This window comes from Thalassotalea fonticola (genome assembly GCF_032911225.1).
Taxonomy (GTDB): domain Bacteria; phylum Pseudomonadota; class Gammaproteobacteria; order Enterobacterales; family Alteromonadaceae; genus Thalassotalea_A; species Thalassotalea_A fonticola.
The window spans coordinates 4,054,360-4,069,629 of sequence record NZ_CP136600.1; the positions used below are offsets into that span (position 1 = coordinate 4,054,360).

The following is a 15,270-nucleotide window of genomic DNA, read 5'->3' on the forward strand; positions in this document are numbered from 1 at the left end:
CACAATGGCTACACCAGGAATGGAAAACAAAGCTCAAGGCGGTTTGTCTGAGCTTAAACAAAGATTGTTGTTCGTACTCGGAGCGCTTATTGTGTTTCGTTTAGGTTCATTTGTACCAATCCCTGGTATTGACGCCGCTGTACTAGCTCAGTTGTTTGATCAACAAAAGGGCACCATTGTAGAAATGTTTAACATGTTCTCTGGTGGTGCACTTGAGCGAGCCTCTGTATTGGCACTTGGTATTATGCCGTACATTTCAGCTTCGATTATCATGCAGATCAGCACACATATTGTGCCTAGTATGCAAGAATTGAAAAAAGAAGGTGAAGCTGGACGTCGTAAAATCAGTCAATACACACGCTACGGCACACTGCTTCTGGCAACAGTGCAAGCGATTGCAATATCAAAGAGTTTACCTGGTATGATGCCTGGCCTAGTAGTTAATGCTGGCTTTGGTTTCTACTTTACTGCGGTAGTATCTTTAGTAACCGGTACCATGTTTTTAATGTGGTTAGGTGAACAAATTACTGAACGTGGTATTGGTAATGGTATCTCTGTGTTGATTTTCGCAGGTATTGTTGCTGGCATGCCATCAGCTGTTGGTCAAACAGCAGAAATGGCGCGTCAAGGTGAATTGCACCTATTAGCATTATTAGTAATCGGCGTTGTTGTCTTCGCCGTTACATGGTTTGTAGTATTTGTAGAGCGCGGCCAACGCCGCATTGTGGTAAACTACGCCAAGCGCCAACAAGGTCGCAAGGTATTTGCTGCTCAAAGTACTCATTTACCACTTAAAGTAAACATGGCGGGTGTTATCCCACCTATCTTTGCTTCAAGTATTATCTTGTTTCCTGGTACCATCGCAAGTTGGTTCGGACAAGGTACTGGTACTGTGGCTGACGTATTGCAAGAAATTTCTCTTGCTTTATCGCCAGGACAACCTTTGTATGTAATGCTATATGCTGCAGCAATAATCTTTTTCTGTTTTTTCTACACGGCATTGGTTTTCAATCCGCGTGAAACAGCAGATAATTTGAAGAAATCTGGTGCGTTCATTCCAGGCATTCGCCCGGGTGAGCAAACATCTAGATATATCGATAAAGTAATGACTCGCTTAACATTAGCGGGTGCTTTATACATTACTTTTATATGTTTGGTACCTGAGTTCATGATGATATTTATGGATGTACAATTCTACTTCGGTGGAACATCCCTACTAATTATAGTAGTTGTTATTATGGATTTCATGGCGCAAGTACAAACTCATTTGATGTCTCATCAATATGACAATGTACTGAAGAAAGCCAACCTTAAAGGCTATGGCCGTTAGGCCAACGGAGTATTAAATGAAAGTTCGTGCATCCGTGAAAAAGATGTGTCGTAACTGCAAAGTTGTAAAGCGTTCAGGCGTTGTACGAGTTATTTGCAGTGAGCCAAAGCATAAGCAAAGGCAAGGCTAATCTTTTACTAAAGTGTCACTAGTTGTTTTATTTTGCAATCTGTGACACTTTATATTGCAAAATTGTTGCTGGTTGAGTATCCTTACGGGCTTTTCAACCGGTTATCTTTTAACCTTAATAAATAGGAGATGTGTTAGTGGCCCGTATCGCTGGCATTAACATCCCTGATCGTAAACACGCAGTAATTGCCATTACTGCTATCTACGGTATCGGTGCAACACGTGCAAAGTCAATTTGTGCAAGCGCAGGTATCGCTGAAGATATAAAGATCAGTGAATTAGACGAAGCTCAAATAGATTTGCTTCGTACAGAAGTGGCGAAATTTACCGTAGAAGGTGACTTACGTCGTGAAGTTTCAATGAACATCAAGCGTCTGATGGACCTTGGCTGTTATCGTGGTTTACGCCATCGTCGCAGTCTCCCTCTACGTGGTCAACGCACTAAGACTAATGCGCGCACCCGTAAAGGTCCTCGTAAGCCGATTAAAAAGTAGATCGAGGAAATAGACATGGCTAAAACACCAACGCGCACGAAAAAGCGCGTAAAAAAACAAGTTGCTGATGGCATGGCTCATATCCATGCTTCTTTCAACAACACAATCGTAACTCTTACAGATCGTCAAGGTAATGCTTTATCTTGGGCAACTGCAGGTGGTTCAGGTTTTCGTGGTTCACGTAAATCTACTCCATTCGCTGCACAGGTTGCTGCAGATCGTGCTGGTAAAGTAGCACAAGAGTTTGGTTTGAAGAATATTGAAGTATTCGTTAAAGGTCCAGGTCCAGGTCGTGAATCTGCAATCCGTGCCTTAAATGCTGCTGGTTTTAAAATCACCAACATTACTGACGTTACTCCTATTCCTCATAATGGTTGTCGTCCACCTAAGAAACGTCGCGTTTAATAGGTAAGTTGGAGAATATAACATGGCAAGATATTTAGGTCCTAAGCTAAAACTTAGCCGCCGCGAAGGAACAGATTTGTTCCTAAAAAGTGGTGTTAGGGCAATTGATACGAAATGTAAGATCGAAACTATTCCAGGTCAGCACGGCGCCCGTCGCGGTCGTTTGTCTGACTATGGTGTGATGCTTCGTGAGAAGCAAAAAGTTCGTCGTATTTACGGTGTACTTGAGAAACAGTTCCGTAATTACTACAAAGAAGCTGCTCGTCTAAAAGGCAATACAGGTGAGAACTTGTTACAACTTTTAGAAAAGCGTCTAGACAACGTTGTTTACCGTATGGGTTATGCATCTACACGTGCAGAAGCTCGTCAACTAGTTAGCCACAAAGCTATCGTAGTTAACGGTCAAGTTGTTAATATTCCATCTTTCGCTGTTAATGCAGATGATGTGATCTCAATTCGTGAAAAGTCTAAAACTCAAGCGCGCATCGTTGCTGCTTTAGAATTAGCTGAACAACGTGAGAAACCAATCTGGGTTGAAGTTGATAACAAGAAAATGGAAGGAACGTTCAAACGTATTCCTGACCGTTCTGACTTATCAGCAGAGATTAACGAACAGTTGATTGTCGAGCTTTACTCGAAATAAAGCTGAACTTTAAGAGAGGACAATAATGCAGGGTTCTGTAACCGAATTCCTAAAGCCGAAATTAGTAGGTATTGAAAACCTATCTGATACTCGTGCAAAGGTAACTTTAGAGCCACTGGAACGTGGTTTTGGTCATACTTTAGGTAACGCACTACGTCGTATCCTACTTTCTTCAATGCCAGGTTGTGCAGTAACGGAAGTAGAAATTGATGGTGTATTGCATGAATACAGCAGTAAAGAAGGTGTGCAAGAAGACATCATCGAAATTCTGTTAAACCTAAAAGGTTTGGCTGTTGGTTTAGAAGGCAAAACTGAAGCAGTTTTAACTTTAACTAAGTCGGGTGAAGGCCCTGTAACGGCCGCTGATATACAGCATGATGGTGATGTAACAATCGCTAATCCTGCTCACGTTATCTGTAATTTAACAGGTGACGGTTCAATCAGCATGCGCATTAAAGTAGAAACGGGACGTGGTTACGTTCCAGCATCTATTCGTCGCAATGCCGAGGAAGAAGAGCGTGCAATTGGTCGTTTACTAGTTGACGCATCTTTCAGTCCTGTTGAAAGAATTGCTTATGACGTTGATTCGGCTCGTGTTGAGCAGCGTACTGACTTAGATAAACTTGTTATCGACATGGAAACTAACGGTACGTTAGATCCAGAAGAGGCGATTCGTCGTGCATCAACAATTCTAGCTGAACAGTTAGATGCTTTTGTTGACTTACGCGATGTTAAAGAAGTTGAACCGGAAGAAGTTAAACCTGCTTTCGATCCAATTTTACTTCGTCCTGTTGATGATTTAGAACTAACAGTTCGTTCAGCTAACTGTTTAAAAGCAGAAGCGATTCAGTACATTGGTGACTTAGTACAGCGTGCAGAAGTAGAACTTCTTAAAACACCTAATTTAGGTAAGAAGTCTCTAACTGAAATCAAAGACGTGTTAGCGTCTCGTGGCTTATCTCTAGGCATGCGCCTAGAAAACTGGCCACCAGAAAGCATTGCTGATAACGACTAAGTCGATCACATTTAATAGTTAAGAGAGAAGGATTAACTTATGCGCCATCGTAAAAGCGGCCGCCAGTTAAACCGTAATAGCAGTCATCGCCAGGCGATGTTCCGCAATATGGCAAGTTCTCTAGTTAAGCACGGTGTTATTAAAACTACCGTTGCTAAAGCTAAAGAACTACGTCGCGTTGTTGAGCCATTAATTACATTGGCTAAAACAGATAGCGTTGCAAATCGTCGTTTGGCATTTGCTCGTACACGCGACCAAGAAGTAGTTGGTTTATTATTCACAGATCTTGGTCCTCGTTACCAAGAGCGTCCAGGTGGTTACACTCGCATTTTAAAATGTGGTTTCCGTACTGGTGATAAAGCACCTATGGCTTATATTGAGCTTGTTGACCGTCCAGCAACTGAAGAAGTTGTTGAAGACGTTGAAGAAGTTTCAGCAGAAGCATAATCGAATTTTTATTCGAGTAGAAAAGAGTCCTTCGGGGCTCTTTTTTTTGCCTGAAATTTGAGTGTACGTTGTATTTGTTCGCATACACCACGTCATTCTGGCGAAGGCCGGAACCTCCATGATCGTATCGTGTGTTCTTACGATACGCTTATTACGTTATGGTTAAAAATAAAAATTTCTATCGAGCATACTGTCAAGCAAGGAGGTCCCTGATTCGCTTATGCTCCTCTGGAATGACGGTATATTTTTCTAACTATGTTAAATCCCTTGTTTAACATCTTTCTTTTGACCCCTATCCTTGACCTTAAACCCCATACACCGTACTGTGGTAAGTCAATTTTAATTTAAGCGAATACAATGTCAGAACGAAATCCTATAATTGCAGTTACTGGTTCATCTGGTGCTGGTACGTCTACTACCTTAGGCGCATTCGAACACATTTTTCGTTCACTCGGAATTAACGCCGCGATGGTTGAAGGCGATAGCTTTCATCGATTTACTCGCCCGGAAATGGACCTTGAAAAAAGAAAAGCTAAAGCTGAAGGTAGCAAAGTTAGCTACTTTGGCGATGTAGCGAATGATTTTGACGCCCTTGAAAAACTGTTTACCGATTTTGGTGAACAAGGGGTAGGAACCATGCGACGCTATTTGCATACATTCGATGAGGCCGTACCATATAATCAAATGCCCGGTACATTCACCCCTTGGGAGCCTCTAGGTGCTGATTCTGACTTACTATTTTATGAAGGTTTACATGGGGGGGTTGTTACAGAAAAAAATGATGTAGCACGCCATGTGGACTTGCTTATTGGAATGGTGCCTATTGTTAATCTTGAATGGATTCAAAAAATCATTCGCGATACCAATAAAAGAGGACATTCACGCGAAGCTGTTAATGAAAGTATTGTTCGCAGTATGGAAGATTACTTTAATTTTATAACCCCGCAATTTTCTCGAACCCATATTAATTTTCAACGGGTACCAACGGTTGATACTTCAAATCCCTTCAGTGCTAAAGTGATCCCTAGTGCCGATGAAAGCTTTGTGGTGATACGTTTTCGTGAAATGAAAAATGTAGATTTTCCATTTTATTTAAGAATGATAGATGGTTCTTTTATGTCTAGAGTGAATACCCTAGTTGTCCCTGGTGGCAAAATGAGCTTTGCTATGGAACTAATTTTGAAACCGTTGATCGCCGATATTCTTGAAAAGAAAAAAGCTGCCAGTCAACAAATGGACTGGATGCAAACGTACGATTAAGTATAAATTATTTATTCCCTGAATCTGTACAAATCTCTTACCATCCATGGTGATTTGCATTGATTATTCCCTGAATCAAAAAAAGGAGCCAATTGGCTCCTTTCTTACTAAGTGCTTTAATTAAAAAATTTAAGCTTCTACGATTTCAAAGTCATGAGTGATATTTACTGCTTTTTCTAGCATGATAGCAACCGAACAGTATTTATCAGCAGATAAAGCTACAGCACGCTCAACGTGTTTAGCAGCAACATTGTGACCTGTAATAACAAAGTGTAAATGAATTTCAGAAAATACACGCGGTATAGTATCTACACGCTTTGACGTAATTTCTACCGAACAAGCAGTGATCTTTTGACGAGTTTTCTCCAATACACTTACAACATCCACAGAGGAGCAGGCACCGAGAGAAAGTAAAATATTTTCTAATGGGCTTACAGCATGATTACCACCATTAGCGTCCATTACTACTGTATGTCCACTCTCTGAAGTGCCCATGAACTTCTCTTCACCAACCCATTGTACTTTCGCTTGCATATATAATTCCTGAAAATGTTAAACCGTCATATATTTTATACTAACAAACCTTACTAGCACATTACTAAATTTAAGACTTTTTCCAATTATCGAGTTTAGTTAGCATTACCTGATTATTTTCAGTGCATTTACGTCTATCAATGTTACAAACTAACACAGAATATTTAAATCAAAGCAGTTAAAATCGGTCATGTTAAATAAAGGTAGCCGTGATGACATATTTCCTATTATTCTTAATAAGCACAGTATTAGTCTTGCTTTCAAAAGTAGCTTATAAACAAATCAAAGATCAGAAAGAGCATAGATTTATTGCTCTGTTGGCATGTGTACTAGCAGTAAGTATTTTATTTATACTATTTGCTTCAAACTCGTTAGGATTCGGTTTTCCTGTTGCTTTTTCTGCAGTTAGTGCAATGTTTATTACAACGGTAAGCAGCTTTTACCTATATAACAAGGCACTTAAAGTGAGTTCTTTAAGAAATTACTGACAGAACAGAAGGGCTGTAATATAAAACTTTGATATTACAACCCTATAGGTAACAGCTTTACTGAAGGTTTGTACTTTCGAAAATTTTGTCCGCAGATGCGGCGACAAAACCAGTATAAATATTTCCACAGGCCATTGGGTAGCGTTTTGCAAACTCATAAAAACAGCTTGGAATTTCCACTTCTTTATCTGTAAACTTTACTTTAATACTATCTGCCATGGTCGACGATTGTTCTAAGAATACTTGTGCACTACCTTTAACTTCGCCGCCAGAGCTATTAAGTTTAAAACCACCATCTTTAACTAGGCTATTAACTTTGTTAATGCACTCAAAGTCATTTAAATGATTAATGCTAACGGTGAAGTGATTCGCTCTATAACCCCATGCTGCAAGCCATGCTGCATACTCACTCTCATTTAAAAGTGTTTTGTACTCATCATAGCTAATGTCCCAATGAGTTCCTGAGAATAAGAAACTGCTACCTTCAAAGGCTTTATCATCTACTTCTGCCACTATACGCTTAATAATGGTTTGTACTTCAGGTGAGAATTCTTCAACCAGTAATTCACTGATGAATACCTTAGGTAAAGTGTCATCTTGGTGTTCAAAATGCTTAGCGTTAAGCTTTTTAGCTTCAAAATTATATTGGCCACACTCTTTATAACCTAGGTTTAACAGCTGCGCTGCAAGCTTATCGATATTTACTTTTTCTAAATTGAAAGTGCGATAGGCTACATGATCATTAATTAAATCATTACCCGATCCCAGTAATTGATGCACTTTATCTGCCGATGGTGTTACGGCTAAATATTGTTGCCAGATATTGTCAAAAAGTTCTATAACTTGTTTTTTCATGATGGACCCTTCAAATCATTAGATTGAATTAATTAAATTAAATTAAATTAGTTTTGTTGGGCGAAGGGTTTTACTATTGCGGGAAAATTACGTGCAGAATTACCCGACGAAGGTGTTGCCTTCGCCAGGTTATTAGATATTATCGATAGCTTTAAAAAAGCAAGGACGTAGGCCTGCTATTTGTAATATGTACGATAAATTAAGCATTAAAAATTTTAACCGGTTAGATTGTTAAGCCAGGGCTTAGTTGTGCTGGTAATTGTACCTTTTCAGCTTCTACTGAAGCAACAGGGAATGCACAATAATCAGCCGCATAATATGCGCTTGCTCGGTGATTACCACTGTCACCAATGCCGCCGAATGGCGCTGCACCACTCGCGCCGGTAATTGGTTTATTCCAATTTACAATGCCAGCACGAATACGTTTAAAGAAGTGATTGTAATGATCTTCGCTATCACTTAATAAACCGGCAGATAAACCAAAACTAGTGTTATTAGCTTCTTTGATGGCACTATCAAAGTCATCATAACGATAAACCTTTAATAACGGACCAAAGTGTTCTTCATCTGGCATATTTTTAATTGCAGTAACATCAACAATGCCCGGAGCAACAAAGCCGGTACCTGGCTTTTGGTGGGTTAGCTCAACTAAAGATGTGCCACCAAGCTCTACCAGTTGATTGTGCGCTGCAACTAAACCTAACGCTGCCCGTTCAGAGATCATAGACCCTATAAACGGTTGTTCTTCATCATTAAAGTAACCAATTTTAATTGCTTTAGTGGCAACAATCAGCTTTTCTAAAATAGCATCACCTGTAGCATTATTCTCAATAAACAAGCGACGAGCACAAGTACAACGTTGGCCTGTGGTTATAAAGGCGGATTGTAAAATGTCGTGGACCACAGCATCTACATCAGATACATCTTTAACAATAAGAGGGTTATTACCACCCATCTCTAAAGCTAGAATTTTACCCGGCTTATCAGCAAATTGTTGATGTAATAACTTGCCCGTTGTTGAACTACCGGTAAAGAATAATCCATCAATACCATTATGGCTCGCCAGTGCTTTGCCAGTTTCAATCTCACCTTGTACAAGGTTTATTACCCCTGATGGCAATTCAGCTTTTTCCCATAGCTTAAGCATCAACTCTGCTACCATTGGCGTTAATTCTGAAGGTTTGAATACGACAGTATTACCGGCAATTAATGCAGGTACGATATGACCATTTGGTAAGTGGCCAGGGAAGTTATATGGACCAAATACGGCGACAACGCCATGAGGCTTATGACGAATAAAAGCTTTGGCACCTGGAATAGGATTTTCAACAGTTCCTGTTCTATCATTATACGCTTTAATTGATAAGTTAACTTTCCCTATCATTGCACCAGCTTCAGTACGCGTTTCCCAGATAGGCTTACCTGTTTCTTTTGCGATGGCCGTAGCCACCTCTTCTTTGTGTTCGGTTAGAATGTCCATGTAGCGTTTTATCACTACCAGACGTTCCTCAACACTGGAAAAACCCCATTCTTCAAAAGCAATTCTGGCACTATCTATGGCGGCATCAACTTGCTCTTTTGAAGCTGATTCCCCTTGCCAAATTACTTCATTCAATGCTGGGTTTAATGAATTCATTGTGTGACCTTGGCCTGGTAGCCATTGTCCGTTAATAAATTGTACTGAATTTGTCATTTTTACCTCTCGCTGGTTAAACAGCAATTAACTTTTTGCAACTCTTACAAAATCACCGTTGGTGACTTGTAACGCTTCTGCAGTTTCTTGATCTATGATTGCAATACTATCGATTTGATTGATTTCAATTGACATTTGTACTGCTCTAAAGTCTTTCACTTTAGTGTTACATATCATAGCTTTAGTTGAGCTTTGTATTGCGCCTATCTGCACTTTTAGTCTGAGGGAGTTACGCACAGTTTTTATAGTTTTTAGTTCCGCTTCGACCGTTGGTCCAGCATCAAAAATATCGACATAACCGCGATTAACAAAACCTTCATTTTCAAGCAAACGTAATGCCGGCACGGTATTTTGATGCACTTTACCTATTACTTTTTGCGCTTCTTTACTTAATAAACTTACATAAATAGGGTATTTAGGCATTAACTCGGCAATGAACTCTTTTTTACCTATGCCGGTTAAATAATCAGCAGTAGGAAAGTCCATAGAGAAAAAGTGTTCTTCTAACCACTGCCAAAATGGTGAGTTACCATTCTCATCTGATACACCACGCATTTCAGCTATTACCGTATTATTAAACCGTGCAGTATGCTCTGCCATAAATAACATGCGACATTTAGATAAAAAACGACCATTGTTATTTACTCGATAATTATCTCGCAAATAAAGAGTACAAAGTTCTGAAGACCCGGTGTAATCATTATTCAAAGTTAATGTTTCAACAGTATTATAAATATTAAGTTCACGAGAAGAATGAACAACTTTGCCTACGTGGTAATGATAAAATGCATCGTGTAAGCCTACTGCGGTCTCGATGCCCGTAGTACCAACGACTTCACCTGTTTTAGTGTCTTCCATAACAAATAAGTAGCCTTCATCCCTACAGTTTTCTAATTCTGTATGAAACGATTTAGTCGCACGATTTATACGGCTAAGTAATAGTTCTTCATTTACCGGAAGCGAAGTGAAACCATGTCCTGACTCCACCGCAATTTGGTGTAAAACATCGTAATCACTATTGCGGATAGGACGAATGATGATCATAGTATATTCTCTTTAAAGTTCGTTGAAATTGGTTAAGATTATCCTTAACCCTTTGCAATATTTGCTACAGCTTTTTCAAAGCGAAGTAGGCCTTCAGCAATATCTGCGTCAGGGATCACTAGAGAAGGAGCAAAACGAACTATACTTGCACCGGCAACTAAAGACATTAAGCCTTCAGACATTGCCGCATTAAGGAAATCTTTCGCTCTGCCTTGGTATTCATCAGTTAAAACTGCACCGATTAATAAACCTTTGCCGCGAATTTCTTTAAAGACATTATATTTTGCGTTGATTTTGTTTAAGCCATCTTTATACAGTGTGGCTTTAGCAACTACGCCGGATAAAACTGCAGGATCATTAACTGTATCAAAAGCGGCTTCAGCAACGGCACATGCCAGAGGGTTACCACCATAAGTACTACCATGGGTACCTATTTTCAAATGTTGTGCAATGTCAGCAGTCGTTAGCATTGCACCAATTGGGAAACCTCCACCTAGCGCTTTCGCTGTAGTTAGAATATCTGGAGTAACATTTAATCCCATGTATGCATACAATTCACCGGTACGGCCAACACCTGTTTGCACTTCATCAAATACTAAAAGTGCATTATGTTGATCACAAAGTTCACGCACACCTTGAATGAATTCATTTGTCGGAGAAATAATACCGCCTTCGCCTTGTAATGGCTCCATTACTACCGCACATGTTTTATCAGAAATAAGTTCTTTTACAGAATCTAAATTATTGTATTCTGCATGGAATACATCACCTGGTTTAGGGCCAAAACCGTCTGAGTATGCTGCTTGACCACCAACAGTCACAGTGAAGAATGTTCTGCCATGAAAACCTTGTTTAAAAGCGATAATTTCACTCTTACCTGCGCCATGTACATCTAGTGCCCAACGACGAGCAAGCTTTAATGCTGCTTCATTTGATTCTGCACCAGAATTGGCAAAATACACTTTATCAGCGAAAGTATTATCAACTAACTTTTTAGCAAGACGAAGAGCCGGCTCGTTAGTCATAACATTAGATAAATGCCAAAGTTTTTCACCTTGGGTTTTTAATGCTTCCACTAATGCCGGATGACAATGGCCTAAACAGTTAACAGCAATACCACCAGCAAAGTCGATATATTCATTGTTGTCTTGGTCCCAAACCTTTGAACCTTTACCGCGTACAGGAATTACTGCAGAAGGTGAATAGTTAGGCACCATTACTTGATCAAATAAATCACGATTTGCCAAAATTTGTTCTGTCATACCCTAAATCCTCGTTTTAAAATGCTAAATGTTGAATACGTTGTTTATGATTGCTTCTCTAATAACGTATAGGCTCAACTGAAAATGAGGGGATATTATGCCAGAAAAATTTACATTTGTCTTGAATGAAATCTCTTGAAAGCCAGTAATAATAAGGGGTTAGAAGGTTTTATTCAATATTTATGCATAACTATACTTGTTAAAAGAGTGTTTATTAATAGCTTAAATATTAATTGCTGATTAACAATTATAGTCAGTAATAGCGTTTGAATTTATTGGTTTATGATAGTTTCTAAGATTGCTAGTTGCTCGACAGAAATGTCGATAAATTTTAGGCCTAACAGGAACTGGTTTTGAGATATGCGGCGATTTACAATTAAACGTACAGTAAATCGATCAACTTTATTGTCATCGTTAAGCCGTATTTGAAATTGAGCCGGATGACTGCATTGACTTAAAATTAAATCAACACCAGATTTATCAACACTGAGCTGGATACCTGATAAAGAAAGGTTAATAGCAGTACTTGATAATTGCTCGTTACTATTCTCTAAAGTAATCGATACGGAAAAATTTACATCTTTTCTAGGATGAAACCTTCTTTCAATCGACATATCAAGCCTCTAATGTTGTTATTATAAATATACTTTAGCAAATCTACAGATAATGTATCTACTTTAATTTGAACTTAAGTTCAAAAAGTTATCAAGCAATTGGTGACCTTGTTCTGTAAGGATAGATTCTGGGTGAAATTGCACACTCATGATCGGCAATTTTTTATGTGCAAGGCCCATAATTTCATCAACTTCGCCATGTACTGTTTCGGTCCATGCAGTAATGATTAAATCATCGGGTAATGATTGCTTATTAACTACTAATGAATGATATCGGGTAACTTGTAATGGATTATTCAGACCGAAAAATAAGTCTTTATTGTTATGTTTTATTAAAGACGTTTTACCGTGCATTACCTGCTTGGCTTTTTCAACTAGACCACCAAAATGCTGAGCAATACACTGGTGTCCTAAACATACTCCTAAAATCGGGATTAGCCCGGAAAATTTTGAAACAATTTCCAATGAAAGCCCCGCGCTATCTGGATCGCAAGGGCCAGGTGATATAACAATATGATCCGGGGCCATTGCTTTTATTTGAGCAATAGTGACTTCATCATTTCGAACTACATGTACTTCTTCACCTAAATGCTGAAAATAATGCACTAAATTGAAAGTAAAAGAATCGTAGTTATCGATCATTAATAACATGAATGGTCCTAAAGCTTGTTAAGTAGAGCTAATTATATCTTCAAGTTTGCGTATTGAGGAGCAGTTTGTTCGGTTATTATTTCAATACTATCGCCAATATGAATACTGCCTTCATTTAAAGCGATAAGATTTTGGCCAAAATAGATTTCACCATCGCTCCCTTGTCTGTAGCTTTTTAGTGTTGCGAGTGGTTCTTTTTGTTTATTACGCTGACCAGTAACTTCATTGACGGTAGTAAAGATACATCTGCTGCAAGGTTTGACAATTTCAAAAACAACGTCACCAATTCGAATTTTATGCCAACCGTCTTCAGCAAACTCTAAACACTGTGAGACCACTAAATTTGGCCTGAACTGCGCCATAGAGACAGGTTGCTCTAATTTGTTATTTAATGCCGCTAATGACGCTTCACTAATCATTAACAAAGGGTAACCATCTGCGAAGTTTAACTTATTGGCATAGCCCTTGACTGTACGATGAGAATGTTCACCTAAATAATACACTTTACATGGTAATTTTAGGTAAGTAGAAAACCAGTTGTCTATTTCTCTGGAGCAGTGCTGTGCAGATATTTCATCACTCCAAACTCGCACATTTTGATAATCATCAGAGAAATTCTTAAAAATAATTGCCAACTCAGACATGCCCGGTGCATTTAATATTAATCCTGTAGTGGTAATTTTACTTTCAACTAATACTAAGGACGATTTTGTTCTGCCGGTAATAAACTTACCATTTGAATCAGTAATAACAAAATGTCTATCAAGTGCTAATCCGCTATCTTTTACCAATGTTTTATGAAGGGAGATGCCTTGAGTTGATTTTATCGGATAAGTAATGATGCTTGAAAGAAATGCAGATGTCATGGTTGTTTGATACCCAAAGTAAATTGTTTAAGGCCTATCCTAACTTACTTATAAATATTAATAAATTAACTGATTTAAATAACACTTAAGCTATAATGCTTATACATTTTTTAAAACTTGAATAAGTAATCCAAATTAATGGTAGAGCAGGATAAGAATAATAATATTTCATTAAGTTTATTATTGCCGTTACTAGCGTCAATTGTCGCAATTACTCCGTTTGCTGTCGATTTATACCTTCCTGCAATGCCTGTTATCGCTCTTCATTTTAATAGCTCAATTGCTGCCGTACAAAACTCATTAAGCGTATATTTAGCAGGTTATGCTTGTGGACTTATTCTTTTTGGCCCTTTAGCGGATATAATTGGTAGACGAAAACTGGCCATTTTTGGGTTAAGCTTTTTCTCCTTTATATCTTTTGCTCTGCCTTTATCAGAAACCATTGACCAGTTTATCGGATTAAGGTTTGCTCAAGCATTTTGTGGTAGTGCTGCAACAGTAGTTGTGCCAGGTATCATTCGACAATTCTATGGAGAAAATACGGCAAAAGGAATGTCATATGTAAGTATGATCATGATGTTTGCTCCTATGCTTGCGCCTACTATAGGTAGTGCAATTTTAGTAATTGGCAACTGGCAGGCAATGTTTTATTTCCTTGGTGTTTACTCGATGATCATATTAATCGCTAGTGTGGCAAAACTGCCCGAAATGATCAGAAATGTTGAACCTGATATCGAAAAAGTTTCATTTTTTGGTAATTACAATGTGGTGCTTTCCAACAAAGCCGCACGTAAATATATACTTAGTTCTATGTTGGTATCGTTGGCATTTTTTGCTTATTTAACCGCAATACCATTTGTATATCTAGAAGTGTATAAAACCAGCGAATTTGTTTTTAGTTTTTTATTTGGTATTAATGTTGTCGCACTTATGATGGCGCAATTCATTAATACTCGTTGTGTAGGGAAATATGGTTCAGAAAAAATGCTTTTGTCGGGCCTTTTGGTTGCCCTTATTTTTGCACTTATCTTGGTGATTGTTAATATTCTAGAACTGTCTTTGTTTTGGACGGTAATGTCTATTTTGCCTTTAATGGGAAGTATTTCACTGATCGCGGTAAATTCTGATTCGTTAATATTACTCACTTTTGCCAATCAAACGGGTACTGCAACAGCGGTAATTGGCACTCTACGGTTTGGTATAGGAGCGTTGGCCGGACCAATATTAGCTTTTTTCCATACTGATTCTGCACTACCGTTTACTGTACTCATGTTAACTTCAATTATCCTTGTTGGTTTATGCCAATATTCACCGTTAAAGCAAAAGTTATAGTTCTAGTTATAAAGTATTAGCCGTCTGACTTTTGATATTGTAAAACTAAAATGTTTATTACTTTTAAGATAAATAAGGGAATATCTAGTTCGTAAGGTTTTATTCTTACGAAAAAGCGTAATAAAATAATTTAATTTATATTTTCAAGTGCTTACAAGGAGGTTTGAGGAATTATAAGGGGCCTAAAAAAGCTGGCATAAAAAAATAA

17 protein-coding genes are annotated in these 15,270 nt (G+C 38.4%); 9 read left to right on the forward strand and 8 right to left on the reverse strand.

Annotated features, from left to right (window positions below; all coding sequences use genetic code 11):
- The first annotated feature begins 4 nt into the window (after nt 1-4).
- From secY to RI844_RS16640, 8 genes are all read left to right on the forward strand, one after another.
- Complete coding sequence (gene secY, locus RI844_RS16605; RefSeq protein WP_348395769.1) at nt 5-1,330, forward strand: preprotein translocase subunit SecY; 1,326 nt, start codon at nt 5-7, stop codon at nt 1,328-1,330.
- 16 nt (nt 1,331-1,346) lie between these two features.
- Complete coding sequence (rpmJ, locus tag RI844_RS16610) at nt 1,347-1,460, forward strand: 50S ribosomal protein L36 (RefSeq protein WP_348388199.1); 114 nt, start codon at nt 1,347-1,349, stop codon at nt 1,458-1,460.
- A 136-nt stretch (nt 1,461-1,596) separates the two neighbouring features.
- The gene (gene rpsM, locus RI844_RS16615; RefSeq protein ID WP_348390967.1) at nt 1,597-1,953 is read left to right on the forward strand and encodes a 30S ribosomal protein S13; all 357 of its coding nucleotides are present in this window, start codon (nt 1,597-1,599) and stop codon (nt 1,951-1,953) included.
- Between the two features lie 15 nt (nt 1,954-1,968).
- The gene (rpsK, locus tag RI844_RS16620) at nt 1,969-2,358 is read left to right on the forward strand and encodes a 30S ribosomal protein S11 (RefSeq protein WP_068544990.1); all 390 of its coding nucleotides are present in this window, start codon (nt 1,969-1,971) and stop codon (nt 2,356-2,358) included.
- Between the two features lie 22 nt (nt 2,359-2,380).
- Nucleotides 2,381-3,001 (forward strand): 30S ribosomal protein S4, encoded by a 621-nt coding sequence (gene rpsD, locus RI844_RS16625; protein WP_348390966.1) that lies wholly within the window; start codon nt 2,381-2,383, stop codon nt 2,999-3,001.
- Between the two features lie 25 nt (nt 3,002-3,026).
- The gene (locus tag RI844_RS16630; protein ID WP_348395770.1) at nt 3,027-4,016 is read left to right on the forward strand and encodes a DNA-directed RNA polymerase subunit alpha; all 990 of its coding nucleotides are present in this window, start codon (nt 3,027-3,029) and stop codon (nt 4,014-4,016) included.
- A gap of 39 nt (nt 4,017-4,055) precedes the next feature.
- On the forward strand, nt 4,056-4,463 hold the full coding sequence (rplQ, locus tag RI844_RS16635; RefSeq protein ID WP_348395771.1) for a 50S ribosomal protein L17: 408 nt from the start codon (nt 4,056-4,058) through the stop codon (nt 4,461-4,463).
- Between the two features lie 357 nt (nt 4,464-4,820).
- Nucleotides 4,821-5,723: a phosphoribulokinase gene (locus RI844_RS16640; RefSeq protein ID WP_348395772.1), complete on the forward strand. Its 903-nt coding sequence runs from the start codon at nt 4,821-4,823 to the stop codon at nt 5,721-5,723.
- A gap of 129 nt (nt 5,724-5,852) precedes the next feature.
- Here RI844_RS16640 and RI844_RS16645 read toward each other — a convergent pair whose 3' ends face one another.
- The 8 genes from RI844_RS16645 to RI844_RS16680 all read right to left on the reverse strand — a co-directional run bounded on the left by RI844_RS16645 (nt 5,853) and on the right by RI844_RS16680 (nt 13,730).
- On the reverse strand, nt 5,853-6,257 hold the full coding sequence (locus RI844_RS16645; protein WP_348395773.1) for an OsmC family protein: 405 nt from the start codon (nt 6,255-6,257) through the stop codon (nt 5,853-5,855).
- 545 nt (nt 6,258-6,802) lie between these two features.
- Entirely contained in the window at nt 6,803-7,600 is a 798-nt protein-coding gene (locus RI844_RS16650) for a DUF1338 domain-containing protein (RefSeq protein WP_348395774.1), read from the reverse strand.
- Nucleotides 7,601-7,823: 223 nt separating this feature from the next.
- The gene (astD, locus tag RI844_RS16655; protein ID WP_348395775.1) at nt 7,824-9,293 is read right to left on the reverse strand and encodes a succinylglutamate-semialdehyde dehydrogenase; all 1,470 of its coding nucleotides are present in this window, start codon (nt 9,291-9,293) and stop codon (nt 7,824-7,826) included.
- 27 nt (nt 9,294-9,320) lie between these two features.
- Nucleotides 9,321-10,337 carry an arginine N-succinyltransferase gene (astA, locus tag RI844_RS16660; RefSeq protein ID WP_348395776.1) on the reverse strand — a complete coding sequence of 339 codons (1,017 nt, stop codon included), beginning with the start codon at nt 10,335-10,337 and terminating at the stop codon, nt 9,321-9,323.
- Nucleotides 10,338-10,381: 44 nt separating this feature from the next.
- The gene (locus RI844_RS16665) at nt 10,382-11,587 is read right to left on the reverse strand and encodes an aspartate aminotransferase family protein (protein WP_348398373.1); all 1,206 of its coding nucleotides are present in this window, start codon (nt 11,585-11,587) and stop codon (nt 10,382-10,384) included.
- 284 nt (nt 11,588-11,871) lie between these two features.
- Entirely contained in the window at nt 11,872-12,213 is a 342-nt protein-coding gene (locus tag RI844_RS16670) for a PilZ domain-containing protein (protein ID WP_348395777.1), read from the reverse strand.
- A 63-nt stretch (nt 12,214-12,276) separates the two neighbouring features.
- Complete coding sequence (locus tag RI844_RS16675; RefSeq protein ID WP_348395778.1) at nt 12,277-12,864, reverse strand: anthranilate synthase component II; 588 nt, start codon at nt 12,862-12,864, stop codon at nt 12,277-12,279.
- 32 nt (nt 12,865-12,896) lie between these two features.
- Entirely contained in the window at nt 12,897-13,730 is an 834-nt protein-coding gene (locus RI844_RS16680) for an MOSC domain-containing protein (protein WP_348395779.1), read from the reverse strand.
- Between the two features lie 138 nt (nt 13,731-13,868).
- On the opposite strand from RI844_RS16680, the gene RI844_RS16685 reads away from it, so the two are divergent.
- Nucleotides 13,869-15,062: a Bcr/CflA family efflux MFS transporter gene (locus tag RI844_RS16685; protein ID WP_348395780.1), complete on the forward strand. Its 1,194-nt coding sequence runs from the start codon at nt 13,869-13,871 to the stop codon at nt 15,060-15,062.
- The last annotated feature ends 208 nt before the right edge of the window (nt 15,063-15,270 follow it).